Source organism: Streptomyces sp. NPDC030799, from assembly GCF_055572255.1.
The window spans coordinates 1-24,736 of record NZ_JBVIDS010000015.1 but is presented as its reverse complement, the minus strand read 5'-3'; the positions used below and the strand labels follow the sequence as shown (position 1 = coordinate 24,736).

Sequence of the window (24,736 nt, the reverse complement as noted above, 5' to 3'; positions counted from 1 at the left end):
CCGTTGATGCCCTCGGGACGGGAGGAGAGCCGGTGGGGGAAGAAGGAAGGCCGGTGGGGGAAGCAGAGGAGAGCGGTGGTGTTCAGGCGCTGCGGGCCTGGGCCGGTGAGGCCATCGGACGGGCGAAGGCGTTGCTGCCCGCGCCGGACACGGTCGTCAAGCCCTCCCGCGCCCATGACGACTCGATCGCCGAACTCGACGCGCTCTCCCGTCTGCTGGACCACGATCCACCGCTGCGCAGCTCGGTGAGCTTATGGCTCGGCGGTGCCCTGACCCTGCGGCACGCCGCCGGGGGCGGGACGCCCGAGGACCGGGAGCGGGCGCACGGTCTGCTGCGGGACGTACGGAACCCGGCGACGAGGACCGGAGCCGCGGCCTGTGCCGAGGACCGGCGGTGGGCCGCGCTGTTCCTGCTGACACATGCGATGCCGCTGCAGGAGATGCTGGGCGGGCTCGCGCCGGAGCCGGACGTGACCGCCATGTTCGACATGATCATGCGGGAGGGGCCGGGCTGGATGGCCTCCTTCGCGGCCGAGCTGCAGGAGCTGGTGACCGAGGCGGCCGAACTCCCCCTGCCACCACAGACCCTGAGTGAGCTGAGGCAGGTGCGCGACTTCTATGCCCGTCCCTCGGCCGACGGGATGGCCGGCCTGTTCGACAGCCTCATACCCGACGACGGTCATCCGCTCGCCGATCAGCTGCGGCAGATGATGGGGACCTGGCTGACGACGACCGGCGGCACGGACCCGGAGAGCGGCCCGGGTCCGAACGGCGGCTCGGGCACGGCGCCCGGTACCGGCCCGCGCACGAGTGACACGCACACCGCCCCGGCCCCCTCCGGCAAGGCCCCCGCCGACGACGGCACCCAGGCCGTGCCCCGTACCCCTGAGGACTTCCGTCGGCTCATCGCCGCGTGGCAGGCCGTCAACACCACGTCCGTGGACTTCCTGAAGCACACCGGCGGAGGCGACCCCGCCGCCCTCAACCAGCAGCTCGGGCGGCTGCGCGCCGCGCTGGACGGCCTGCCGGACGGCATGCCGGGCAAGGACGCTCTCGAAGGGCAGATGGCCATGCTGCTCAACCTGAGCGACGGCGCCGGCGGCACCCTTCAGGACCAGGAACTCGGTTTCGCGCACACCCGGACGGTCACGGACTACCTGCGGCGCCAGTCGGATCGTTCGGTCCCCATGGCAGACGGCTTCGCGGTCATGGCGGACGTGCTGAGCCTGATGACCGACGTCCGTACCGCCGGGCAGGCCGAGGACGTCGAGCGGCTCCGCGACCTGCTTCCCCGCGCCGAGGCCCTGGCCGGCACGGTCCCCGAGGACCACGACTTCCACGCCATGGCCCTCACCGCCCGCGCCATGGCCCGCCTGATGCTCGGCCGGTTCACCATGGACCGGGAGCTGCTCCTGAGCGGCGTCACGGACTTCGAGAACGCCGGCGCCGCGGCGAGGAACAGCGGCCTCCCGATCGGGCACGAGGAGCTGGACGCCTGGGTTCCCGACCTCGCGGCCATGCGTTCCTACCTCGCCGGCGACACGGCGAACGTCCCGGACGTGGACCTGCCCCCGCCGGACGCCCCCGCCGACGAGCTGCAGTCCGCCGCGTACCGCCTCGGCATGCGCTACAGCTGCACCGACGACCCGGCGGACCTCGCGGCCGTCATCACCACCCTGGAACGGCTCCGCGAGCACATCCGGCAGGGCCGGGCCCCGCGCGTCGCCGCCCAGTCCCTGTGGACGCTCGCCGAGTCCTACCGTGCCCGCTGGCACCGGGAGCAGAACGAGTCCGACGCGGACGCCGCCACCGACGCGGCGAACGAGGCCCTGGCCACCCTCGCCGCGGACGTCCTCCTCCAGCACGGTGCCGAACACCGCCTGGCGACCGCCCGCAACGGCGCCTCGCTCGGCGTACGGGCCGCCCTGTGGGCCGCCGCCCACGGGAGGGTGGACGACGCGGTGGCCGCCCTGGAGCTGGGCCGGGCGCTGGTGCTGCAGGCGGCGGCCACCTCGCGGGCCGTACCGGACCTGCTGGAGGAGCGCGGGCATCCCGGGCTCGCCGCCGCCTGGCGGGCGTCCGGCGCCTCGGAAACCGACGAGCTGCCCGCCGAGCTGCCCAGCACCCTGCGCCGTGAGGCCCTGGAGGCCCTCGGCTACCGGGAGCGGGGAGGCCTGCTCGGCACCCCCACCCTGCGCGAACTCGCGGACGGCGTCGGCGAGGCGGGCGCGGACGCGCTGATCTATCTGGTCCCCGGCGGTGACGGCGCCCCGGGCATGGTGCTGGCCGTGGGCCCCGAGATCGGCATCGGCGTGGGCGGCCTGCCCATGCTGACCGAAACGGAGAACGGGCCGCTGGAGCGGTACCTGGACGCGGCCCTGGCCCGCTCCCGGGCCCCCGGCGACGCACGGGTGGAAGCGGTCTGGGAGGAGGCCCTGTCCGACCTGTGCGACTGGGCGTACGAGGTGTTCGACCATGTGCTCGCCGGGTTGCGCGCACACCTGCCGGACGAGCCCGGCCGCCGTACGCCCCGGGTCGTCCTGGTCCCCTGCGGCCGGCTCGGGATCGTCCCGTGGCATGCGGCCCGCTTCCCCGCGGACGCGCCGTACGACTACCTCTGCCAGGCCCTGGTGATCAGCTACGCGGCCTCCGGCGGCCAGTTCCTGCGGACGGTCAGGCGGGCGCCGCGCCGCCCGGTCTCCGCCCCCGCCCTGGTGGCCGACCCGACCTTCGACCTGACCTTTGCCGAGCTGGAGGTCCTGGAGCTGCGCAACGCCTTCTATCCGGGGGCGCGGCTGTACGGCGGCTTCGCCTCCTTCCCGGACGGCTCCGTACCGGACGGGACCCCCGACCAGCTGCTGGCCCTGCTCGCCCAGGACCACTCGATGGTCCATCTGGTCACGCACGGCATGGCGGGGCTGCGACCGACGGAGTCGGCCCTGTACCTCGCTCCCCCCGACGGCGGCGAGGGGGACGGCCGGCTGACCGTGACCCGGCTGCTCGACCGGCCGCAGCCCGCTGAACAGGAGGACGGCCCGCTGATCGTCCTGAGCGCCTGCGAGACCGATCTGAGCACCCGCGACCACGACGAGGCCCTGACCCTCACGACGGCGTTCGTCTCGGGCGGCGCACGCGATGTCGTGGGGTCGCGGTGGCTGGCCGCGGACGGCGCGTCGGCGCTGCTGATGGCGGTCTTCCACCACCATCTGCGGGCCGGGCTCAGCCCCGTCGACGCACTGCGGGCCGCACAGCTGTGGATGCTCGACCCGGACCGGAAGGATCCAGGCGGGCTGAGCGACCAGCTGCGGCCGGACATCGGCCGGCCCGACCTCGGGCGGCCCGCGCTCTGGGCCGCGTTCATCCATCAGGGCCACCCCGGCCGGGGAGAGGAGACCGTATGAACCCGGGTGAGGACAGCGGGTCGAGGGTGCTCGGCCTCATCGACGAACACCTCGACAGCATCCGCGCCCAGCTGACCGACGAGCAGTACCAGCTCCTGCTCACCCGTCTGCGCGCGCTCGCCGACACCCTGCCGGAGGACTCCAGGGCCGTACGCCGGGCCTTCCAGGGCGTACGCCTGTGTCTGGTACCGCTGCCGTTCGACCATCCGGTGCGGCAGGCGCTGGACTCCGTCCGGCTGGTCGCCACGGCGGCTGCCGGACCCCCGGTCGTCCTGCGGACGCGGGATCTGCTGGCCCGGCTCACGGCCGTTCCGGCTCCGCCCCCGGACACCGCGGCCGTCGTCGCCGCCGTCGAGCGCAGGCTTCTCCAGGCCCCCGCCTTCTCGGCCGCCGAGCTCCGCGCCCGGTACGGCGCCGCGCCACCACCACCGGAACTGATCCGGCTGGTGGACCCGCAGTTCGGCGACTGCTACCCCGAGTTCCAGTTCCCTCCCGGCGGCGGAACGCCGTACGAGGTCGTGCTGGAGGTCAACCGGGTGCTGCTGGCCGACGCCGACCCCTGGGGCGCCGCGGACTGGTGGCTGAGCGACAACGCCTGGCTGGGCGGGCCGCCGGCCTCCCTGCTCGGTGTCCTGCCCGACCGCGAACTGGTGGATGCGGCCGTCGCGTTGGTGGAGGGGGACTGATGCACGAGGAAACCGTGTCGCCCTCCGTGTACCGCTTCCGGCCGCACTGGGAGGTGCTGCCCGCCGGTACGCAGCTGTGGCGGATGCACTCGTCCCGGTTCGCGGCCGAGGAGTTCAAGCCGTTCAGCCCCGACGACCGCAACCCCGGTCGTTTCCACGCCACGCCGGAGGATCCGTACCCCTGTCTGTACGCGGCGACGGACCCGGAGACCGCGCTCGCCGAGACCCTGCTGCGCTCGGTCCCCTTCCACCGGGAGACCGGTATGCGACTGGTTCCCTGGGCGTCGGTGCGGGGCAAGTCGCTGAACGTGGTGCGGACCCGGTGCGAGCTGAAGCTGGTCTCGCTGTGCTCCGGAGCGGCCCTGGCCGCCGTCTGTCAGGACAACCGCCTGCTGGAGAACGAGGGGGCGAAGCATTACGGCAGCACCCGGAACTGGGCACGGGAGCTCCGGGCCCAGGCGCCCGAAGCCATGGGGATGATCTGGGATTCGAAACGCAACCCGTCACAGCGGGCCCTGGTGCTCTTCGGGGACCGCCTCACGGACCACGCGGACGGACCGCTTGAGGCACTGCCGTACCGCAGCATCCCGGACCTCGGCTCCCCGGACGGCATCGGGGAGGCCAACCAGCTGCTGGCGCCCCTCCGCTCCGCGATCAAGGAGCCGCTGCACCGCTGAGGCCCGGCGTCCCGCCCGCCGCCCGCTTGTTCACGTGTCACACGGGGTGCCATCGTTGACGCCATGGCCCCACCGTCCCTTGACCATGCGTCAATTCTCGTGGAGTTACAGGCGGTTCGGCGGGCGGGACTGCTGAGGCTGCGCGGCCGTGAGCTGCCCGCCCTGGAGTCGGCCGCGGCCTCGCTGGCACCCGCGCGCACCCGCGAGGGTGCCGTGGAGGCGCTGCTCCGCCGCGCGGTGGAGCGGCTCGACGCGGGCACGCTGCGGACCGCCGCCGAGTACACCCTGGGCCTGGCCCAGGGCACCCGGGACTGGCCGGCGTCCTCCCGCCGGGCCCGCGCGGCCGAGGTGTACCGGGTGAGCGAGGAGCGCTTCCGCAAGCACCACGAGGTGATGGTGCTCGGGCAGGTGGCCGAGCACATCGTGGAACTGGTGGAGGGCGGCGGTGAGCCGGGCGAGGGCGACCGGGCGGGCGAGACCCACCGGAGCGTGGACGTCCTGGCGGGCGAGCGGACGGTACGCCTCACCCTGCACATCCACCCCGTCGACCTGCTGCGGGACGTGGACGTGGTGGTCTCCCCGGCCAACACCTACTTCGCGCTGCCCGAGCCGTACAAGTCCTCGGTCTCCGCCTCGCTGCGCCGGGCGGCCTCCGTGCGCGGGGTCACCGGCGACCTGCTGGACGACCCGGTCCACGACGAGCTGCGCACCTGGGCGGCCCGGCACGGCACGTCGGGGCGTCCGGTGGTGCCGGGCACGGTGGCGGCGACCGGTTCGGGTGCCATGGCCGCATACGGCGTACGGCGGATCTACCACGCGGCGGTGGCCGTACCCCGGGCCGGCACCAACGACTACGACGTGCTGCCCGCCGACATCACCCGCGCCACCTCGCGCGCGCTCGCGCTGCTGGCCGAGGAGCGCGACCGGCACACCCCGCCGCTGCGCTCGGTGTGCTTCCCGCTGCTCGGCTCCGGGCGCGGCGGGCTTCCGTACCGGGTGAGCGCGGCCGCGGTGTGGAGCGCCGTCGAGGCGGAGCTGGCGCGCGGGGCGCGCTGGGACGTGCACTTCGTGGTGCGGGACGCGGAGGCGGCGCGCGTCGTGGAGCGGGTCCCGTCCAGGATCCGCCCGGCGCGCGACCGGTCGGCGCCCGGCCGGTCCGTTTGACTGGAGGAGCGGGCCGCTCGGGCGGGGTACCGGGGGAGCCTCCCCCTAGGCGGCTCGCACGCGCCGGCCGGGTTCCGGCGGTGTCGACACCATGTCAATTCATGGAAACGGAAGGCCGGTTGGTGCCGATGTCCCATACCGTGGCCGCATGACCAGGGGGATGGTTGAGTGGGCGCACGGCTGCGCGGGTCGCACGGTGACCTGGCCCGCCCCGGATACGTACGTACTCGTCGACGGCGTCCTGCTGCGCATGGTTCCCGAGCCGCCCGGGCTGCCTCCGGGTACGGCCGTCACCGTGCGCCACGATCCGCAGCGGCGGCGGCTGGTGGCCCACGCCGACGGCACCGGGGCGGTGGCCGAATGAGCGTGCACGGCATCGAGTTCGGGGCCGGCTTCGAGGAACGGCAGCCCGTCGTCCTCCTCCTCGACACCTCCGCGTCCATGGGCCGCCCCGCGGAACACCCGCGGATCGACGAGCTGAACGACGCGTTGGCCCGCTGGTTCGGTGAGGTGCGCACACAGGAACGGCTGCGCACCCGGGTGGAGGTCTGTCTCATCACCTTCGACTCGGTGGTACGGGTCCACGACCCCGTCCAGGGCCGCCTGGTACCGGTCGAGGAAGCCGGCCCCGACCGGCTGTTCGTCCCGGTGCACAGCATGCACCCGCCCACCCTGCGCGCCGAGGGCCTGACCCGGCTGACGGACGCCGTGGAAACGGCTCTCGACCTGGCGCGCAGCCGCTACCGCACGCTGCAGCGGCAGCGGGTGCCGGTCCGGCGCCCCTTCCTGTGGGTGCTGACGGACGGCGCCCCGAGCGACGCCCAGGGCCGCCCCCTGGACGCAACGGCCCTGGCGGGTACGGCGGGGCGGGTGCGCCAGGGCGAGGAGAAGGGGGAGTGGGTCTTCCAGGTGATCGGGGTACGCGGCGCCGACCTGCCGATGCTGCGGGTCCTCGCACCGAAGGCCACGTCCCCGCTGGAGAACCTGGACTTCGGCCGGATCCTCGACCTGCTCTTCCAGAGCACGGACGGCAGCAGCCCGGACCAGGACGCGGACCTCATCCACCAGCAGGTGAACGACCGCGCCGCCCGGCTCGCGCGCATGGACAGGCTGGAGAGGGACCTGCTGTGATCGTCGCCGGCGCCTCCGTCCAGGGCACCGCCCATCTCGCCACCGGGCAGGGCTGCCAGGACGCGTTCAAGGCGGTGGAACTGGGCGACACGGCGGTGCTGGCGGTGTCCGACGGCGCGAGCAGCCGCGACCGCAGCGCACTGGGCGCCCACATAGCGGTCGACGCGGCCTGCCGCCTGCTGACGGAAGACATACCGGACGCGGAGGAAACGCCAAAGGCGTGGACGGCGTGGATCGCCGGGCGGGGGAAGCGGGTGGTCCAGGAGTACCTGAGAGCGGTGACCGGGGTGCTGGGCGCATCGGGTGCCGAGGATCCCGGCGCCCTGGCAGCCACCGTCGCCGCGGCGGCCGTACGTCCCCCCTGGGTGGCCTTCCTCTCGCTGGGCGACTGCTTCGGCACGCTTCTCACCCGCGACGACCGCTGCCACCTGGTCCTTCCCCCGCCCACCGGCCCAGCCCCCTTCCTCTCCTCCCCCGGCGCGGCGCTGCGCTTACGCAGCTTCGTCGTCTGGGAACCGGAACTCAGCGGGGTGGTCCTGGCCACCGACGGCTGCGCCGCGCTCACCCTCGACCATCCCTCCGTCCGCGAACTCCCGCCGCAGGCAGGGCCCTTGCCGGCTGAGCGCTTCTTCCTCGGCCTCGCCGCCACGCTCCGCGAGAACCACGGAGACGCCGAGCCCCTGCGACGCCGGCTCTCCGGACCGCAGGCCGGCCGGACCGGTGACGATCTGACCGTCCTGTGTGCGCTCGTGGAAGGGGGGTGACCGTGGGACTGACCGTGGTGTCCGGCACCGGACACACATGGCGGCTCACCGAGCAGATCGGCAGCGGCTCGGAGGGATTCGTGTACGGCGTCGACGACGCCCGGCCCCTCGTCGCGAAGCTCGTCCCGGACCCGCCCGACCCCGAGGCCTACCGGCGCCGCGTGGCCCGCCTGGTGCGCCAGCGCCGCGAACCGCGCACCGTCGGCCTGCTCTCCGGCACGCCCGTCCGGCTGGCCTGGCCGCTGGTCGCGGTGCACGCGGCCCACCGCACCGGGGCGGACCGCGTCGACGGATATGTGATGACCGACATGCGGCACGCCTACCAGCCGTTCAACCACCTCCTCACCCCCTCCGCCCGGCGGGCGTTCCTGCCCCGGGCGACCTGGGCGACCGCCCTGCGCGCCGCCCTCGCCCTCGCCCGGCTGCTGGGCGAACTGCACGCCGAGGGCTATGTGGTGGGCGACCTGAAGCCCGACAACCTCTGGGTCGACGACACCGGCCGGGTCGGTATGGCGGACGTCGACTCCTGGCAGTTCACGGACGGCCGCGAGGTGTTCCCGGGCCGGATGCGCACCCCCGGCTACACGGCCCCCGAGCGGATCGGCGCCCCCGCCGGCACGCCACCGGACACCGCGTCCGACGATTTCGCCCTGGCCGTGCTGGCCCACCAGCTCCTGATGGCCGGTCTGCACCCCTTCGCCGGCCACCCGGCGGACGGCGCCGACTATCTGTCGTACGACGACAACGTGCTGCACGGCCGCTGCCGGATCGTCGACCGTACGTCGGTGCTGCTGCCCCGCACCGCGCCGCCCGCCGACCTGCTGCCGAGACGGCTCGCGGAGCTGTTCCGCACGGCGTTCGGGAAGGCGCGCCGGCCGACGGCGGCCGAGTGGGCCCAGGCGCTCGCGGCCGAGCTGGCGCCGGGCCGGCTGAAGGTGTGCACGGTGAACGCCCGCCACCTCCACACCGTGGAACGGCCCTGGTGCCCGTGGTGCGACCTGGCCGAACGGGACGCCGAAAGCCACCCCGGCCCGCCGCGGGAGGACGTATGACCAGGGAGGACATGTGACCACCCACCTGTCCGTCGCCCGGACGCTGGACAGCTGCACGGTCCTCGGCCCCGGCACCCGCGCGGTCCTGTGGGTCCAGGGCTGCCCGCTGCGCTGCCGGGGCTGCGTGGCCGCCGAGACCCTGCCCTTCGAGGGCGGCACCAGCCGCACGGTCGCCGATCTCGCCGACTGGCTGTGCCGGCTGGACGGCATCGAGGGCGTCACGTTCTCCGGCGGTGAGCCGTTCAGCCAGGCCGGGGCGCTGGCCGCCCTGCTCGACGCCGTGCGGGAGCGGCGCCCGGACTTCGGCGCGATGGCGTACTCCGGCTTCCGCCACGAGGCACTGCGGCGCGGCGGCCCGGACCGGCTGGCTCTGCTGGAACGGCTGGACCTGCTGGTCGACGGGCCGTACCGCGCGGCACGGCACGGCAGCCTGCGCTGGCGCGGCTCGGACAACCAGCGGCTGATCCCGCTCACCGACCGGTACCTGCGGGCCCTGGCCGAGCCGGACACGACGGCCGGGATCGAACTGTCGGCGGACGCCGACGGATCCCTCTCCTGGGCCGGGGTGCCGCCCACCCCGGGATTCCGGGAGGGACTTGAGGAACGGCTCGCGGCGCGGGGGTTCGTGCTGCACACCGAGGCACGGAGGGGACGATGAGCGGATCACCGAAGTACAGCAGCGTCCGCGTCGGCGCGCTGTACGCCCAGCGGGAGGCGGCGGAGCGCCGGCGCCGGGCCGAGGAGCGCCGGGCCCGGGAGCGCCGGCGGGCCGCCGAGCGGGCCCGGCTGGCCCAGGAGGCGGCCGCCCGGCGGGAGCGCGCCCGCGCCGAGATCGCCCGCAAGGAAGCCGAGGCGGCGGCCCGGCGCACGGCCGAGCGCAGCGCCCGGGTGGCCCGTGCGCAGGCGGACCAGACCCGGGCCGACGAGCGCGGTCTCGAAGAGGTACGGGAGCTGATCGCCGAGGCCCAGCGGTCCGGGGACCGGTCGGGCATCGGGTCCCTGGAGCGGCAGCTGGCCGCGCTGCGGGAACGGGCCGCCCGTGGGGAGCAGCTCGGGAACGCGGTGGAGGAACTGCGCGGCCGGGCCGTGAGCCTGCGCCCGGCGGCCTCCGGGGGCCGTACGGACGACCGCGCCGCCGTCCTGGCCGGCCTGGAGCACCGGCTCGCCGCCGCCGGGCCGGACGGCGCCACCCTCGACGCGGACGGCCACCGCCGCTGCACCGATCTGCTCGGCCGGCTGCGCACGGCCACCGGACCGGGCCAGGAGGTCCGGTTCGAGGCCCTGCTCGGCACGGTCGAACACGCCCTCGCCCGGCATGCGGCGACGATCGCGGAGGCGCGGGAAGCAGCCGGGCGGCAGGCCCTCGCGGAACAGGAACGCGAGTCGGCCGAGGTGGCCGGGCGCGAGCGTGCCGAGGCGGCCGAGGCGGCTGTGGAGCTGGCCCTGGCGGAGGCCGCCGAGCGGCTCGGCGTCGTACGCCCGGCCGCTCAGGACGTGGTGGACACCGCCGTCGATCTCGGCGACCCGGACCTCGCCGGCGAGATCGGGGACGCCCTGCGTGCCGTCACCGACGCGCTGACCGCGCGCTCGGCGGCCGAGGCCCTGGAGGCGGTCGCCGGTCTGGAGGACCGGCTCCCCGACGCCGAGCGCCGGCTGGACGAACTGGAGCTGGCCTACCAGCGGCGCCGGGACCTGGTGGAGGCCCTCCGGGACGCCATGACCGGCGAGGGGTTCGCCTTCGAGGGCGGTGAGGACCGGGGCGGCAGCTTCCGGCTGCACTTCACGCGGCCGACCGGGGCGGCGTACGAGACCACGGTCGCCACCGAGGACGACGGCACGCCCGTCCTCGTCTACCACGTGGAGGGCGAGCCGGACGTGACGCTGCACGCCCCGCAGGACGAGCCGGTGTGCGACACCACCGAGGCGCTGCTGGAGCGCGTGCACGAGGCGCTGGGCGGCGACGACGGCTTCGTGGCGGGCGAGCTCACCTGGGACGGCAAACCGCCGGGCCGGCGTGCCGAGCCGCTGCCCCGCGAGGCCTCCTGGAGGTGGACGACCCCGTGAGCACGGCCGACTTCACCAAGGGGGAGGACGGTACGGGACCCGTCACCGCCGACGGCATGATGCCCCTGTGGGCGGTGTCCCTCGGCTGGGAGCTGCGGCGCGGCCGGCAGGTGATCCTCAACGGGCAGATCCGGGACCGCTGGTGGTTCGAGGACCGGCCCGTCTCCTTCCGGGAGCTGGTCGCCGGGGTGCTGGAAGTGCGCGGCGCCGATGTGGTGGGCTGGTGGGACCCGGTGGCCGGGCTCACCTTCCCGCTGCCGGGGCACGCGGAGCGCTTCGCCCGGCTGGAGGCGAACCGGCCGCGCACGGCCGGCGGAAACGGTGACCGAGGAGAGCCCCGCCCGTGGCAGGACCGGGGCGAGAACCGGCGTCAGAACCGGGGTGAGAACCGCGGTGAGGACCGGAGCGCGGACCGGGGCGCGGGCCCGGGCGAAGACCGGTCCCGCCCGCGCGCCCAGCGCGCCGCCGAACGCGACCGGGACCGGTCGGGCCTGCTCTCCCCCCGCGCGGCCGGCCCCCCGCGCGCCTTCGACGACGTGGTCGCCACCGTGCACCGGATCACCGCCTCCCCCGACACGGCCACGGCCTTCGTCTTCCAGGACGTCGACCACCACCTCCCGCCCGGCCAGCCGGAATCGAACGCCGGCTATCTGCGCCTGCGCGCGGCGATGACGGACGCCGTGACCCCCCGCTCGGCCCTGTCGGGCAGGCCGCCGCACGCCCGCAACGCCGTCCTGTGCGCGGTGGGCGACGTCGGCCGGCTGCCCGGCTGGTTCCACCTGGAGGACCCCCGGATCGCCACCCTGCACATCGGCCCACCGGATCCGAGCGAGCGCCGCCTGTGGCTGACCTGGCTGCGCGGCGACTTCAACGGCGCCCCGGACGCCGCACGCCACGACATCGAGGCCCTGGTCGGCGCGACCGACGGCATGTCCGGCTGGGACATCGACGCGCTCGCCCGGACCTCCTGGCTGCGCGACGCGCCCCTGCAGAAGCCGGACAAGCTCCTGGAACTGCACCGGCTCAACGTGAGCGTCGACCCGTGGACCCAGCTGGACCGGGAGACCGTCGCCCGCGCCGCCGGCGTCCTGGGCGCCCGGGTGGTCGGCCAGTCCAAGGCCGTCGACGCGGTGGCCGCCGCGCTGCAGGCGGCCTTCGTGGGCGTCGACTTCGGCGGCTCCGGTACGGCACGCCCCCGGGGCGCGTTCTTCTTCGTCGGCCCGACAGGCGTCGGCAAGACCGAACTCGCCAAGGCGGTCGCGGAGTTGATGTTCGGCGACCAGAGCGCGTACGCCCGCTTCGACATGAGCGAGTACCAGCAGGAACACGCGGCCGAGCGGCTCGCGGGCGCCCCGCCCGGCTACATCGGCCACGAACAGGGCGGCGAGCTGACCCGCCGGGTCCAGGAGCGGCCGTTCAGCGTGCTCCTCTTCGACGAGATCGAGAAGGCGCACCCGCGGGTACTGGACAAGTTCCTCCAGATCCTGGAGGACGGACGGCTCACCGACGGCCGCGGCCAGACCGCGTACTTCTCCCAGTGCCTGATCATCTTCACCTCCAACACGGGCGCGGAGGCGGTCCAGGGTCTGCTGTCCGAGGGCGGCGAAGAAGTGCCGTACTCCGCCCTGGAGGCGCACTTCACCCGGGCCGTGGAGGAGAAGTTCCGGGCGATCGGCCGCCCGGAGATCTACGGTCGCCTCAAGCCGGGCGTGGTCGTCTTCGACATGCTGCGCCGCGAGCACATCGTGAAGATCGCCGACCGGCTGCTGGGCCAGCTCACCGAGTCCGTCCGCGAACGCCACCAGGTCGAGCTGGTCCCCGACACGGGCAGCCTGCACCCCTGGATCACCGGGCGGATGAGCGACCCGGAACACCAGGCCTACGGCGGCCGCCAGATCCGCAACGAACTGGAGCGGCTGCGGGCGGCCGTGGTCGCACACTTCCTGGCGCACCGCCCCGCCCCGGGCAGCCGGATCCGGCTCGGCACCGCCACCGACGGCACCCCGTGGGTCAGGACCGAGGAAGGGAACGGCTGAACTCATGCTCGGCATCGACATCGGCCACCGCGTCGCCCGCGCCGGCCGGCCCGGCCCGCAGGGCCGCCCCACCGTGACGGTGGCGGACCTGGCCGGAACGGACGGAGTGGCCGACCCCGCCGCCGCACTGGCCGCGCTCCTCGACGGAGCCACGGGTGAGGAGGCGGTCCTCGCCCTGCCCGCAGCCGCCGGCCGCGAGGCCGAGGCCCGGCTCCGCCGCGCCGCCGAGGACGCCGGCCTCCGCGTCCACAGGATCGTCCCGGAACCGGTCGCGGTGGCCCTGCACTACGGCGCGATCGACGAGGGCGTGCACCGCACGGTCCTGGTGGTGAACCAGTCCGGGGCAACGGTGGAGCTGACGGTCCTGGCCGTCACCCCGGACCTGACGGTACGCGTCCTCACCACGCGCACCGAGGAGTTGGCGGACGACCACGCCCGTACGGCGACAGCCCGGGAACTGTCCGAGGCGACCCCGGACGCCGTACTCCTCTCCGGCGACCTGTACGCCACGCCGGCCCGCCGCGAGGACATCGAGAACCTCCCCGGGGCCCAGGGCGTGACGGTCCGCTGCACCACCCCCGAACTGGCCGTCGTGCACGGCCTCCTGCTGTTGGAGGACTTCGGCCTCCTCCGCATAGCCACGGGCCCGGCACCGACGAGGACCGACTTCCCTCCGCCGTTGGAGGACCCGGAACCGCAGTCCTGGCCCGCTCCCGTAGCGGATCCCGAACCAAAAGGCGCCCCGCAGGGGCGCGAGGCCGACACATGTGCGCCTCCGCCGCGTGGCCGCGAGGAGCCCCCACCGCCCCGCCGCGAACCACCCCCCGCAACCACCCCGCCCCTCCCCACACCCGAACCAGAACCAGAACCAGAACCGGAGCCGGAGCCGGAGCCACACCCCGGGACTCACCCGCACCCGGGCCCGTCCCCCACCCTCCGCTCCGTCCCGGTGACCCAGCTCCAGTACATCCGCCGGGACGACCACCTCCTCGTCCTGTGGGCCTGGCCCGACTCCGCCCTCACCGCTCGCGTCCGCTGGCGCCGTGAGGACGCGACCGCGGCCGGCGACGGCCCCCGCGACGGCGACATCCACTGCCGGCGCCGGGTCTACGAACACGACGGCGGCCTGGACCTGCCCGTCGGCCGGGGCGCGGTCACGCTCACCGTCGAGGCGCTGGTCCCCGACCCCGCCGTCGACACCGAGGGCGCGGCCTCGCTCCGTATCCCGGCCGAACCCCCCATCGTCGAGTACGAACCCTCCGTACGCCGCCGCCTCACCGGCGCCCGCGTTGCGACCGTCACCTTCACCGCCCGCACCGGCTGTGACCTGCCCGCCCTGCGGATCGTCCACGGCCTCGGCCGCTACCGGCCCACCAGCACGGCCGAGGGCACCGTCCTGCACGAGGTCCCCGCCCAGCGCCTGCCCGCCGGCACCCCCCTCACCGTGGAGTTCCCGCTCCCCGGCACCAAGGGCCCCTCCTGGCTCGTCTGCTTCCCGGCGGACGGCCCCGACTCCGGCCCCGGCCCCGACCAAGAACGCGACATCGACATCCGCCCCACGGCGCTGCACCGGCTGCGAGTGACCTGAATGGCCAGACGACTCACCTGCCCCTACTGCTACGAGACCTTCGCCCCGCGGGAGATCCGGTTCCGCTGCAACAGCCGGCTCAGCCGCACCCGCAAGCAGTGCCCGCGCCGCCGCGACCCGGTCCTCGACGAACGCTTCGGCAAGCGCCCCAGCCACGACGTGGGTCCGGACTTCGGCGCCGACGGCCGCAGGTCGACGGCGGTGTGCCCCGACTGCGACGGCGAGACGACGTACCGCATCTGCCCGGTCTGTCACGTCGAGCTGCCGGTGCAGTTCGGGATGGTGGAGAACCGGCTGATCGCGATGGTGGGCGCGCGGTCCTCCGGCAAGACGATCTACATGACCGTGCTGCTGCACGAGATGCGCAACCAGGTCGGCGAGGCCTACGGCGCCTCCCTGATGGGCCTGGACGACACCACCATGCGCCGCTACAGCTCGGAGTACGAGGACCGGCTCTACCGCGACCGGCAGATGTTCCCGCCCACGCAGACCGCGACGACCAACGCCAACCGGGTCGAACCGCTGGTGTTCCGGTTCGGGCTGCGCCGCAAGGGACTGTTCGGGGAGCGGCCGCAGCACACCGTGCTGTCGTTCTTCGACACGGCGGGCGAGGACTTCAACAGCCGGGAGAGCGTGGAGCTCAACACCCGTTACCTGACCAACGCGGACGGCATCATCCTGCTGCTCGACCCGCTGCAGATGCCGGGCGCCCGGGACAGCGCGGCACCCGGCACGGCACTGCCCCACGCGGACGGCATCGATCCGCCGATCAACGTGCTGAGCCGGGTGAGCAGCATGCTGCTGGCCGCGCAGGGCGGCAGGGCGGCGAAGGTCCACACCCCGATCGCGGTGGTCTTCTCCAAGATGGACGCGTTCTGGCATCTGATGGAGAACGGCAGCCCGCTGCGGTCGCACGCACCCGCGCGCGGCCGTTTCGACGTCGGCGACAGCCTCAGCGTCCACGAGGAGGTACGCCAGCTGCTCAAGGAGTGGGACGGCGTGCCCATCGACCAGTCCCTGGAGAACACCTTCGCCCGCTACCGCTACTTCGGAGTCTCCGCGCTGGGCAACAGCGCCACGCCCGAGTCCCGGGTCGCCGACACCGGCATCCAGCCCTACCGGGTCGCGGACCCGCTGCTGTGGCTGCTGAGCGAGTTCGGTTCGGTACCGAAGGCGGGCCGCGGATGACGAGGGGGACGAGGAGCTTCCAGCAGCTCTACTACACCTCCTGCGAGCACGGGCTCAGCGGTTCCTCCGGCTTCCAGTTCAACGCGGTGAGCGAGCGGGTCTCGGCGGAGACCCGGCACCGGGTGGAGGGCCTGGCCGGGTACGAACCACCCCGTGCCCTGGCCGAGTCGGACACCCCCGAGCTGCTGGCCCGCTGCCCGGTGAACCTCTGCCACACCCCGGACCGGGCGGGCGGCGCCACGACACTGTGCGTGCGCTACGTCGGCCGGGACTCGGCGCGCCGCTTCGGCAACTACTTCGCCCACGCCCTGTACACCGAGGGCGAGTTCACGCCGGACAGCGGCGGGCTGCTCGCGATCGAGCTGTGGGACTCCCCGCTGTGGACCGCACGGGTCGCCGATACGACCGAGCTTCCCGAGCTGCCCGCACCCCTGCCACGCGGCCCGCTGTCCCCCCGCGCGGCGCGCGCCTTCCTGCGCGCGCACCCGCACGCCGAGCAGCTGCCGGCCCTGCTGGCGGCGGTGTTCGCGGCGCTCGCGGAGGACGGCTCGGTGGTGGTGATCGACGAGACGACGGACCGGATCGCCCACTGGTTCGCGACCGTCTGCTATCTGCTGCCCCCCGCGCTGGCCCGCACCCTGTCCTTCGCCACCTACCTCTTCCGTCCCGCCCGCAGCCGGCTGCACCTGATCGGCACGGTGCCCGGGGCGCACCCCGACTTCGGCCCCGACGACGAGGAGTCGTACACCGTCTTCGACTTCTGCGCCGGCCGCTTCCCCGAGGTGGTGCCCACCCACCATCTGGTACGGCTGCTGACCCGGATCGGGGTCGGGTCCATCCGCTCGGTGTGGTCCTGGACGGCCGAGTACACGCACGGCCAGGAGCGGGCCCTGGGCGACTGGCACGCCCCGGTGGCGGCGGCCGCGGCGGCGGGCGGCATCGAGCTGACCGACGCCGACGTCCGCGCGGTGATCGACTGGCTGCCCGGCGCGGGTCATCTCGGGCCGCGCCGGGCGACGGTGGCGGCGGACATCCACCACAAGCACCGGGACCTGGACGACGAGCAGCTCGCGGCGCTGAGCGCGGCCGCCGAGGCGGGCGGCGACACGGTGCTGCACCAGGAGCTGGAGGGCAAGCTCCACCAGTCCCGGGTCCGCGCGTACATGAACTGCGTGGAGAACGCGCCCGGCCCGGTGCCGATCACGCATCCCGCCGAGCGGGAGCGGGCCACCGCCCTGTGGCAGCGGCTGCTCGGCGAGGCCGCCACCAGCCGTCAGCGGGTACGGCTGCTGCTGTGGGCGGTGGGCGCGCGGCTCGCCCCGCCGCCGGAGCTGCTCGCGGCCCAGAGCCTGGAACTGGGCCGCGCCCTGCTCGGCTCCTCCGGCGCGGGCCCCGGCCTGCGCGAGGATGCCGCCCGTCTCCTCCACACCCTTCCGGAGTTCAGGGCCGCCCTGTCGGCAGCGGTGCAGGAGGTGCTGGACGAGCGGGGCGGCGGTCAGGAGCAGTTGTTCGCCCAGTTCCCGGCCCGGTTGCTGGACGAGCGGGACCTCGACGGTCGGCCCCGCCTCCTGGAGCACTACTGGCGGGCACAGGCCGAGCGGGAGCCCGCCCGCACGGTCGACCTGCTGTTCAGGATCCTTCAGGTGCGCGGCCAGGCCTCGCCGGACGCGGAGCTGCTGCGGGGCCTGTGGCGGCAGCCGTCGCCTGCGTGGACGTACGAGGAGGCGACCGAGATCGCCCGCCGGCTGCCGTCGGACCGGCCGGTGGACGAGGCGGTCGGCGAGTGGTTCGACCGCGCGGTGAAACAGGAGGTCCGGGACGAGCAGGCACTGCGGGCCTGCCTGGTGCTGTGCGACACCCTCACCGCACCCGGCCGCTTCGCCTGGCTGCGGGCGGTCACCCAGGAGTGCGTGCGGACCACCCTCCGGCTGGACGCGGCCCTGCGCGAGGCCACCGAGGCCACCGCGCTCGCCCGCACGTTCAGGATCCCGCAGATCGACGCCTGGGCGGCGCCCCGCGCCCTGAAGCACCACCGGCTGCTCCCCGCCATGCTCCGGCTGCCCGCCGACCCGGGCCGGCTGCGCACGGAGATCGGCGAGTTCGGCTTCTCGCTCGCCGACGGCTATCTGCGCGCCGTACAGCGGGCCGCGGTGACCTCGGGACGTCTGGACGAGGTGCTGTTCAGCCATGTCACCGGGGTGATCGCGGTCAACGCCGAACGGGGCGTGCTGCCACAGGCACACGTGGAGATCGTCGACACGCTGCGCCTGCACACCGCCCACCACTGGCGGTCGGAGGACCTGGACCGCCTGGCCCGCGCGCTCCGCCCCTACGACGTGCGGCTCGCCGACGCCTATCAGGAGTGCGCCGAGAACCGTGTGGGCCGCATGAGGAAGTGGAGCCGCAAGCTCACCCCGCGGCGGTCCCCTGACGGCCCCCGACCGGAAAAGGGGTGAGCCGACGATGGACGACATCCTGCTCTTCGTCATCATCCCCGCGGCCTGCCTGGTCCTGCTCCTGCTCTACCTGCTCGTCGCCCCGGCGATCGCGGCACTGCGCGGGGCCGCCCTGGTCAGCGAACTTCTCTGGCGGTACTGCCAGTTGCTCAACGGCGTACTGCGCCTGCGCACCCCCGAGTTCGTGACCGTCCCGCCGTATCGCCCCGCCGACGAACTGGCCCACCGCAACTACTTCTTCGGCCCCGCCACCCGTGATCTCCGCCAACTGGTCACACAAGGACGGCGGTTGTACGTCCGTACGGTCACCGACGCCTACCGCCGGGTGACCGCCCGCCAGTTCACCGCCCCCTCCGTGCACCGGGCCGCCTCGGTCCCGTACGGCCTGACCCTCTACCTGGGCCTCGGCATCGGTGCCGGCGCCGCGGTACCGGTGCTGGGGGCGCTCCTCGGTGTGCAGGCGCTCGGCGTGGCCCTGCTGACGGGCGGCGCCCGGCTCACCGCCCTCACCCTGCGGGCCACCGACCGTGCGGTGATGGTCCTGCGCGGGCTGCCCCGGGGCATGCTGTGCCCGAGCTGCTTCGAACGCGTCCCCTATCCGGCGTACGACTGCCCCCGCGGGACCTGCCGGCGCCGGCACGCCGACATCCGCCCGGGCACCTTCGGTCTCTTCCGGCGCCGGTGCGCCTGCGGCGAGCGGATACCGACGCTGCTGATGCTGATGAGCAGGGACGCCCGGCTGAACGGCCACTGCGTGCACGAGCACTGCGGCAAGCCGATGAACCCGGACGCCGGGCACATGCCCGAGCTGGTCCTGCCGCTGGTCGGCGGCCGGGCCGCGGGCAAGACCCAGCTGATGGCGGCGATGGTGAAGTCGCTGGAGACGGCGGCGGAGAACGGCGGGCCGGCGATCCGGCTCGCGGACCCCGAGTCGAGTGCCAACCAGCGGGTGCTGAACGAGGTCCTGGAGATCCAGGGCCACACCCGCCCCACCCAGAAGACGCTGCCCCGAGCCCATTCGTTCGTGCTCGGCAGCGGCCGCGCGGAGCGGCTGGTGCACATTTTCGACACGGCCGGCGAGCGCTTCGTCAACCGCGAGGAGACCGACGCGCTGCGCTACATCCGCGAGGCCCGCACCTTCCTCTTCGTCCTCGACCCGATGGCCGTCGACGCGTTCTGGACCCGCCTCGACCCGGCGGCCCCGAAGGTGGACCGCACCCTGGCTTCGACGGTCGACCCGGAGGACGTCTTCGCGCGCTCGGTACAGACCGTACGCACCATGGGCACCCGCCTCGACAAGGCCCGCCTCGCCGTCGCCGTCAGCAAGAGGGACCTCCTGTCCGGCCGGCCCGCCCTGCTGCCCGACCGCCCGGACGACAGCGGCACGACCCGGGCGTGGCTGTGCGAGCGGCTGGGGCTGCGCAACCTGGTGAAGACGATGGACCTGGAGTTCGGCGAGGTCCGCTTCTTCTGCACGGCGGCGGTCGCGGACGGGGAGGGCCGGGTGGACCCCAGCATCCGGGCTTTGGTGGAGTGGTGCCTGCGCGAGTGATGCTGTTGGTCCGCTGATGTTCTCCAGGAACGGAGTTGCAATGTTCTTAGTGACCGGGGCAACCGGCAACGTGGGTCGCCAGGTGGTCGAGCTGCTGCTGGACGCCGGTGCGCGGGTCCGGGCGCTCAGCCGCCGGCCCGAGACCGCCGGACTGCCCGACGGCGTCGAGGTGGTCGCGGGTGACCTCCAGCGGCCGGAGTCGGCCGGCAGCGCCCTGGAGGGCGTGCAGGGACTGTTCCTCTTTCCGGCGCCCGGAGGCCTGGACGGGTTTCTGCGGGCGGCGAAGAAGGCAGGTGCCGAGCGGGTGGTGCTGCTGTCGGCCTCCGCGGTGGGCTCCGAGGAGGCGGGCCCGCTGGGGCGGGCGCACGCGGAGTGCGAGCGGGCCGTGCGGGCCTCGGGGCTGCCGTGGACCGTGCTGCGGCCGGGCGCCTTCATGGTGAACGATCTGCGCTGGGCCCCCGCCGTACGCGGTGACGGTGTCGTCCGCGCCCCCTTCGCGCGCGCGGTGACCAGCCCCATCGACGAGCGCGACATCGCCGCGGTCGCCACCCGCGCGCTGCTCGACGACGCGCACACCGGCGCGACCCTCGAACTGAGCGGGCCGCAGGCGCTGACGCCGGTCGAGCGGGTGCGGATCCTGGGCGAGGTCCTGGGGCGTGAGCTGCGCTTCGAGGAGCAGAGCCCCGAGCAGGCCCGGGCGGAGTGGACCAAGCACGCCCCGGCCGAGATCGTGGACGGCTCGCTCAGCCTCTACGCGTCCCTGGTGGACGCCGAGTCCCCGGTGCTGGACACCGTGGAGCGGGTGACGGGCCGGCCGCCGACGCGGTATGCGCAGTGGGCGGCCCGCCACGCCGCCGACTTCGTATGACGGGTCGCTGCACGGGAACCGGCCGGGGGCGGTGGCGCTCCCGGCCGGTGGTGCAGCGGACTTCGAGCGAGGTGCTCAGCGGGTCCCGGTCATGGTGATGCCGACCGTCTGCACGGTGCCGTTGTCGTAGTCGCGCACCGTCGTCCCGGCGGCGGAGAAGGAGGTGGCGCCGTAGGTGCCGTGGAGCGCGACGTAGGCGGTGCCGCTGGGGGTGCCCGGGATGGTGTGGCTGAACGCGTAGTCCAGCCCGTCGGTTGCGGTGGTCCGCCAGGTGCCGTGGCCGATGAACACCGGCTGCCCGTCGGGGCCGTTGTGCGCCCTCAGCTCCAGGGTGTGGTCCGGGTTGAAGGTGATGGAGCCGTCCTGGGGGCCGCGGTCCTCGGTGGTGACCACCGCCCAGGTGCCCACGGGTGAGACGGAGTACGTGGTGTCGGCCACCGCGGTCTGCGGAACGGCCACGGCGAGCGCCAGCGCGCCGGCGGCCGTACCCAGACCCAGAATCCTCGGCAATGTCCCTGCGGTCATCGTCTCTGACTCCTCGTCCTAGATGTTGGGTTGTCGGGTCCCATCAGCGCACGAGGAAGTTGGCCATCATCGCCATGTCCTCGTGCTCCAGGTTGTGGCAGTGCAGCATGTAGCGCCCGCGGTGGCCGTCGAAGCGGGCCAGGATCTCGACCACCTCGTACGGACGCACATCCACCGTGTCCTTCCAGCCGCGGTCCTTCGGCTCGGGTGGGCCGCCCGCTCGGGACACCACCTGGAAGTGCGCCAGGTGCAGATGGACGGGGTGGTGGAAGTCGCTGGTCAGCCGCCAGAGTTCGACGGTGCCCAGACGCGGTTCGGCCCAGACCCCGCCGGGGTCGAAGGGGCGGCCGTTGATGGTCCACATGCCGTCCGTGGCCAGCCGGAAGTCGAAGTGCCGGGTCGCCACGGACTGTGCGGTGGTCAGCGGCCGGAAGGACGACAGCCGGGTGGGGATCGTGCTGTCGTCGCGGGCCGGGCCGGTGACGCGGAAGCGCAGCACGTTCCGCATCGGCCCGTCGGCGAGGGCGTTGACGAGGGTGACCTCGGTCCCTGCGGAGCAGGCGGAGAAGTCGACCACCACGTCGAAGCGCTCGCCGGGGGTGAGGGTGAGTGTTTCCAGCGTCTGCGGACGGGCGAGCAGCCCTTGGTCGCTGCCGATCTGGACGAAGGGCAGCGAGCGGCCGTTCGAGGCGCGCAGGGCCAGCCGGTAGCGGCGGGCGTTGGAGCCGTTGAGCAGGCGCAGCCGGTAGCGGGTGGCGGTGACCTCCCGGTACGGCCACGGCCGGCCGTTGACCAGCTGCACATCGCCGAGCACCCCGTCCATGTACGCCGACTCGACGCCGGGGGTGTGGCTCAGGGTGGGGTCCGTCGACGGGTAGCGGAACGAGCCATCGGCGGCGAAGGACCGGTCGGCCAGCAGCAGCGGAAGCTCGCGCTCGCCCCTCGGCAGCGGCAGCGCGTCCTCCTCCTCGTCGTGCACCAGGAAGAACCCGGCGAGCCCGCGCCAGACCTGCGGACCGCTGAAGTCCATGCGGTGGTCGTGGTACCAGAGCGTCGCGGCGCGCTGCCGGAGCGGATAGGTGTAGGCGCGCGCTCCCGAGGAGGGGTGCAGCAGGTCCGTCGGATAGCCGTCCGAGGAGGGGGGAGTGACCCCGCCGTGCAGATGCGTGGAGGTCGGGCGGGGAAGGGCGTTGTCGATCCGCAGCCGGACCGGGCGCCCGGAGCGGCCACGGAAGGTCGGGCCGGGGAAGGACCCGCCGTAGGACCAGACGGGGGTGCGCACTCCGGGCAGGATCTCCAGCTCGGCGGGGCGCTGCGTCACCCGGTACACGTCGTACCCGGCGTCGGGGCCGGCCTTGGCCCGCGGCAGTGGTGACGCCTCGTCGGGAAGGGTCAGCGGCACGGTGAACGGCCGCGGCAGCGGGAGTTCGCTGCGCAGCTGCGCCCCCGTCGTCCCGTCGTCCGTCCCGCAGCCGGTGAGACCGCCCACGGCCGCCGCGGCGGCCCCGCCCGCCGCCAGTCCGAGGAGGCCGCGGCGGGAGAACCGCGCGGTCACCGCCGGCCCTCCCGGAGCGACTTGAGCTCCCGCACCGGGCGGGTGAGGGTGAAGGCCCAGACCGCCAGCATGGCGGCACCGCCGGTGATCGCGACGCCGAGCGGGATGTGCACGGCGAGCGCCCGCTGGTAGCCGGCCAGCTGCTCCAGGACCACCAGCAGGATCAGAACGGCCCCGAGGACGGCCGGCCAGACCCGCGCGGCCCGGGCCCGCCAGGCCACTGTGGCCAGCACGGTCGCCGCCACGAGCATGAAGGTGAGGACGCGCGCGTTGAGTTCGTGGACGGACAGCAGTCCGACGTCGCCGTTGACGAACTGGCCGGCGAGCACGGCCTGGATCACGGTGTCGACGGTGAAGGCGAGGGACACGGCACGGAGCGGGATGACCACCCGGTGGGCCCAGCGGGCCGGCGGGCGGTCGTCCCGGTTGCCCGCCTCGGGCGGGGCGGTGGACGTCTGCGGCATGGTTCGCGTCCGTGGTGCCCGGGTCAGTGGCCGCCGCTGACCCGGAAGAGGTTCAGCGGGTAGTTGAGGCCACCGGTGACGGGGATGGTGGTGCCGTTGATCCACTCCGCGGTGGGCTGGGTGAGCAGGGTCACCGCACCGGCGATGTCCTGCGGGGTGCCCAGGCGACCGGCCGGGGTGGCCCGGGCCAGCGCCTCGCGGGCCGGCTGCGGCACCGCCGCGCTCGCCTGGGTCTGCACGAAGCCCAGCGCGAGGCCGTTGATGGTGACGCCCGGGCCGCCGAGCTCGTCGGCGGCGTAGCGGACATATGCCTCCAGAGCGGCCTTGGTCACTCCGTGGGCGGCCAGTCCGGGCGCGGTCGGGCCCCAGGAGGAGCCACTGGAGATGACCACCAGGCGGCCGAATCCGCGCTCCCGCATCGGGGGCACGAAGGCGGTGGCGAGGTGGTGCAGCAGGACGACGTCGGCGCGGACCTTGGCGCCGAGCGCGTCCGGGTCCAGCTGGGGCAGCGGCTTGCGCGGGTAGGAGGCGCAGGCATTGCTGACCACGACGTCGAGCTGCGGCACCGTTTCGCTCACCGCGGAGACCAGGGCCTGCGGGCACGCCGGGTCGTCCAGGTCCGCCTGGAGGACGGTGGCCTTGACGCCCTTGGCCTCGCAGGCCTGGGCGACGGACGTGGCCTCGTCCAGCGAGCTGCGGTAGGTGAGCACCACATCGGCGCCCTGGTCGGCGAGCGCGAGGGAGGTGGCCGCCCCGATCCCGCGGCTTCCCCCCGTCACCAGTGCGACCTTGCCCTCAAGCGGCCTCGTTGCGGTTCCCGTGTCCGTCATCGCTGCCAGCACCTCATTCACGCATTGCCGTCGTCGGTCGCGTACTTATCACCAGTCATTTAACGACCAGGAAGATAACTACGCGTCGCTAGACTAGACCCATGACGGACCCCCAGCAACCGGCCGACCGGATCGAAGCGATCATGAGACAGGTGGCCCAGGTCTCGCCGGTCGCGGACCTCACCTCCAAGGAGCTGTGCATGCGCCTGCAGCGCGTCGCGCACCATCTGGAGACACACCTGCGGCGAGAGCTCTCCGCCTTCGGCATCGAGCCGTGGGAGCTGGAACTGCTGGCCTCGCTGCGGCGCTCCGGGCCGCCGTACCAGGTCACGGCGGGTGTGCTGCAGGACAGCATGCAGCTCACCACGGGAGCGGTCACCAAGCGTGTGGCCGCGCTGGAGCGAAAGGGCTGGGTACGCCGGGAGGTCGTTCCCGAGGACCGCCGCCAGGTCCTGGTCTGTCTGACGCCCGAGGGCGAGAAGCGGGCGCTGGATGTCTTCCTGACCAAGACCAGGACCGAGTCGCAGGCCCTGGCCTCGCTCGACGGGGACACCCAGCGCCGCCTCAACCGTGACCTCAAGACACTCCTCCTCGCCCTGGAGGGGCCCGCGCCCGGGAGCGGGAGCGGGAGGCGCTGAGCTCAGTCCTTGATCTCGCAGATCGGGGCGCCGGAGGTGAGGGAGGCGCCGACCTCGGCGGTCAGGCCCTTGATGGTGCCCGCCTTGTGGGCGTTGA

The 24,736-nt window shown here is 73.9% G+C and carries 21 protein-coding genes; 17 read left to right on the top strand and 4 right to left on the bottom strand.

The window, feature by feature from the left end; translation table 11 throughout:
• The first annotated feature begins 53 nt into the window (after positions 1–53).
• The 16 genes from ACZ41I_RS32330 to ACZ41I_RS32255 all read left to right on the top strand — a co-directional run bounded on the left by ACZ41I_RS32330 (position 54) and on the right by ACZ41I_RS32255 (position 20,627).
• Positions 54–3,401, top strand: coding sequence for a CHAT domain-containing protein (locus ACZ41I_RS32330; RefSeq protein ID WP_468515725.1), 3,348 nt, complete (start codon positions 54–56; stop codon positions 3,399–3,401).
• Positions 3,398–4,087, top strand: a complete 690-nt coding sequence (locus ACZ41I_RS32325; protein ID WP_468515724.1) for a hypothetical protein — start codon at positions 3,398–3,400, stop codon at positions 4,085–4,087. The genes ACZ41I_RS32330 and ACZ41I_RS32325 overlap by 4 nt, the downstream gene beginning before the upstream one ends.
• Positions 4,087–4,764, top strand: a complete 678-nt coding sequence (locus ACZ41I_RS32320; protein ID WP_468321144.1) for an RES family NAD+ phosphorylase — start codon at positions 4,087–4,089, stop codon at positions 4,762–4,764. The genes ACZ41I_RS32325 and ACZ41I_RS32320 overlap by 1 nt, the downstream gene beginning before the upstream one ends.
• Positions 4,765–4,827: 63 nt before the next feature.
• Positions 4,828–5,928, top strand: coding sequence for a macro domain-containing protein (locus ACZ41I_RS32315; RefSeq protein WP_399766711.1), 1,101 nt, complete (start codon positions 4,828–4,830; stop codon positions 5,926–5,928).
• A 148-nt stretch (positions 5,929–6,076) separates the two neighbouring features.
• A complete protein-coding gene (locus ACZ41I_RS32310) occupies positions 6,077–6,292 on the top strand; it encodes a hypothetical protein (RefSeq protein ID WP_363217682.1) in 216 nt (71 codons plus the stop codon).
• A complete protein-coding gene (locus tag ACZ41I_RS32305) occupies positions 6,289–7,059 on the top strand; it encodes a vWA domain-containing protein (RefSeq protein WP_468515723.1) in 771 nt (256 codons plus the stop codon). Before ACZ41I_RS32310 ends, ACZ41I_RS32305 begins: the two co-directional genes overlap by 4 nt.
• The gene (locus ACZ41I_RS32300; RefSeq protein ID WP_399766715.1) at positions 7,056–7,823 is read left to right on the top strand and encodes a protein phosphatase 2C domain-containing protein; all 768 of its coding nucleotides are present in this window, start codon (positions 7,056–7,058) and stop codon (positions 7,821–7,823) included. Before ACZ41I_RS32305 ends, ACZ41I_RS32300 begins: the two co-directional genes overlap by 4 nt.
• A 2-nt stretch (positions 7,824–7,825) precedes the next feature.
• Positions 7,826–8,875, top strand: a complete 1,050-nt coding sequence (locus tag ACZ41I_RS32295; protein ID WP_468515722.1) for a protein kinase domain-containing protein — start codon at positions 7,826–7,828, stop codon at positions 8,873–8,875.
• A 13-nt stretch (positions 8,876–8,888) separates the two neighbouring features.
• The gene (locus ACZ41I_RS32290; RefSeq protein ID WP_468515721.1) at positions 8,889–9,533 is read left to right on the top strand and encodes a 4Fe-4S single cluster domain-containing protein; all 645 of its coding nucleotides are present in this window, start codon (positions 8,889–8,891) and stop codon (positions 9,531–9,533) included.
• The gene (locus ACZ41I_RS32285) at positions 9,530–10,939 is read left to right on the top strand and encodes a hypothetical protein (protein WP_468515720.1); all 1,410 of its coding nucleotides are present in this window, start codon (positions 9,530–9,532) and stop codon (positions 10,937–10,939) included. The genes ACZ41I_RS32290 and ACZ41I_RS32285 overlap by 4 nt, the downstream gene beginning before the upstream one ends.
• A complete protein-coding gene (locus ACZ41I_RS32280; protein ID WP_468515719.1) occupies positions 10,936–12,975 on the top strand; it encodes an AAA family ATPase in 2,040 nt (679 codons plus the stop codon). Before ACZ41I_RS32285 ends, ACZ41I_RS32280 begins: the two co-directional genes overlap by 4 nt.
• A 4-nt stretch (positions 12,976–12,979) precedes the next feature.
• Complete coding sequence (locus ACZ41I_RS32275) at positions 12,980–14,563, top strand: Hsp70 family protein (protein WP_468515718.1); 1,584 nt, start codon at positions 12,980–12,982, stop codon at positions 14,561–14,563.
• Positions 14,564–15,751: a TRAFAC clade GTPase domain-containing protein gene (locus tag ACZ41I_RS32270; RefSeq protein WP_399766730.1), complete on the top strand. Its 1,188-nt coding sequence runs from the start codon at positions 14,564–14,566 to the stop codon at positions 15,749–15,751.
• On the top strand, positions 15,748–18,207 hold the full coding sequence (locus ACZ41I_RS32265) for a GTPase-associated protein 1-related protein (protein WP_468515717.1): 2,460 nt from the start codon (positions 15,748–15,750) through the stop codon (positions 18,205–18,207). The genes ACZ41I_RS32270 and ACZ41I_RS32265 overlap by 4 nt, the downstream gene beginning before the upstream one ends.
• Before the next feature lie 7 nt (positions 18,208–18,214).
• Positions 18,215–19,759 (top strand): TRAFAC clade GTPase domain-containing protein, encoded by a 1,545-nt coding sequence (locus ACZ41I_RS32260; RefSeq protein ID WP_468515716.1) that lies wholly within the window; start codon positions 18,215–18,217, stop codon positions 19,757–19,759.
• 40 nt (positions 19,760–19,799) lie between these two features.
• Positions 19,800–20,627 (top strand): SDR family oxidoreductase, encoded by an 828-nt coding sequence (locus tag ACZ41I_RS32255; protein WP_468515715.1) that lies wholly within the window; start codon positions 19,800–19,802, stop codon positions 20,625–20,627.
• A 75-nt stretch (positions 20,628–20,702) separates the two neighbouring features.
• Here ACZ41I_RS32255 and ACZ41I_RS32250 read toward each other — a convergent pair whose 3' ends face one another.
• The 4 genes from ACZ41I_RS32250 to ACZ41I_RS32235 are packed head-to-tail and all read right to left on the bottom strand — an operon-like array spanning position 20,703 to position 24,001.
• Positions 20,703–21,152 (bottom strand): hypothetical protein, encoded by a 450-nt coding sequence (locus ACZ41I_RS32250; protein WP_468515714.1) that lies wholly within the window; start codon positions 21,150–21,152, stop codon positions 20,703–20,705.
• A gap of 43 nt (positions 21,153–21,195) precedes the next feature.
• Positions 21,196–22,707, bottom strand: coding sequence for a multicopper oxidase family protein (locus ACZ41I_RS32245; protein ID WP_468515713.1), 1,512 nt, complete (start codon positions 22,705–22,707; stop codon positions 21,196–21,198).
• Positions 22,704–23,171, bottom strand: coding sequence for a hypothetical protein (locus ACZ41I_RS32240; RefSeq protein ID WP_363217695.1), 468 nt, complete (start codon positions 23,169–23,171; stop codon positions 22,704–22,706). The genes ACZ41I_RS32245 and ACZ41I_RS32240 overlap by 4 nt, the downstream gene beginning before the upstream one ends.
• Positions 23,172–23,194: 23 nt before the next feature.
• Entirely contained in the window at positions 23,195–24,001 is an 807-nt protein-coding gene (locus ACZ41I_RS32235) for an SDR family oxidoreductase (RefSeq protein WP_363217696.1), read from the bottom strand.
• 101 nt (positions 24,002–24,102) lie between these two features.
• Here ACZ41I_RS32235 and ACZ41I_RS32230 point away from each other — a divergent pair, with 101 nt between their 5' ends.
• On the top strand, positions 24,103–24,639 hold the full coding sequence (locus ACZ41I_RS32230; protein ID WP_363217697.1) for a MarR family winged helix-turn-helix transcriptional regulator: 537 nt from the start codon (positions 24,103–24,105) through the stop codon (positions 24,637–24,639).
• The last annotated feature ends 97 nt before the right edge of the window (positions 24,640–24,736 follow it).

Bases quoted from the DNA above. Each gene is read 5' to 3' on its own strand.
- ACZ41I_RS32325 (WP_468515724.1), top strand. From the start codon at position 3,398: ATGAACCCGGGTGAGGACAGCGGGTCGAGGGTGCTCGGCCTCATCGAC.
- ACZ41I_RS32320 (WP_468321144.1), top strand. From the start codon at position 4,087: ATGCACGAGGAAACCGTGTCGCCCTCCGTGTACCGCTTCCGGCCGCAC.
- ACZ41I_RS32315 (WP_399766711.1), top strand. From the start codon at position 4,828: ATGGCCCCACCGTCCCTTGACCATGCGTCAATTCTCGTGGAGTTACAG.
- ACZ41I_RS32310 (WP_363217682.1), top strand. From the start codon at position 6,077: ATGACCAGGGGGATGGTTGAGTGGGCGCACGGCTGCGCGGGTCGCACG.
- ACZ41I_RS32305 (WP_468515723.1), top strand. From the start codon at position 6,289: ATGAGCGTGCACGGCATCGAGTTCGGGGCCGGCTTCGAGGAACGGCAG.
- ACZ41I_RS32285 (WP_468515720.1), top strand. From the start codon at position 9,530: ATGAGCGGATCACCGAAGTACAGCAGCGTCCGCGTCGGCGCGCTGTAC.
- ACZ41I_RS32275 (WP_468515718.1), top strand. From the start codon at position 12,980: ATGCTCGGCATCGACATCGGCCACCGCGTCGCCCGCGCCGGCCGGCCC.
- ACZ41I_RS32270 (WP_399766730.1), top strand. From the start codon at position 14,564: ATGGCCAGACGACTCACCTGCCCCTACTGCTACGAGACCTTCGCCCCG.
- ACZ41I_RS32265 (WP_468515717.1), top strand. From the start codon at position 15,748: ATGACGAGGGGGACGAGGAGCTTCCAGCAGCTCTACTACACCTCCTGC.
- ACZ41I_RS32260 (WP_468515716.1), top strand. From the start codon at position 18,215: ATGGACGACATCCTGCTCTTCGTCATCATCCCCGCGGCCTGCCTGGTC.
- ACZ41I_RS32255 (WP_468515715.1), top strand. From the start codon at position 19,800: ATGTTCTTAGTGACCGGGGCAACCGGCAACGTGGGTCGCCAGGTGGTC.
- ACZ41I_RS32250 (WP_468515714.1), bottom strand. From the start codon at position 21,152: ATGACCGCAGGGACATTGCCGAGGATTCTGGGTCTGGGTACGGCCGCC.
- ACZ41I_RS32240 (WP_363217695.1), bottom strand. From the start codon at position 23,171: ATGCCGCAGACGTCCACCGCCCCGCCCGAGGCGGGCAACCGGGACGAC.
- ACZ41I_RS32235 (WP_363217696.1), bottom strand. From the start codon at position 24,001: ATGACGGACACGGGAACCGCAACGAGGCCGCTTGAGGGCAAGGTCGCA.
- ACZ41I_RS32230 (WP_363217697.1), top strand. From the start codon at position 24,103: ATGACGGACCCCCAGCAACCGGCCGACCGGATCGAAGCGATCATGAGA.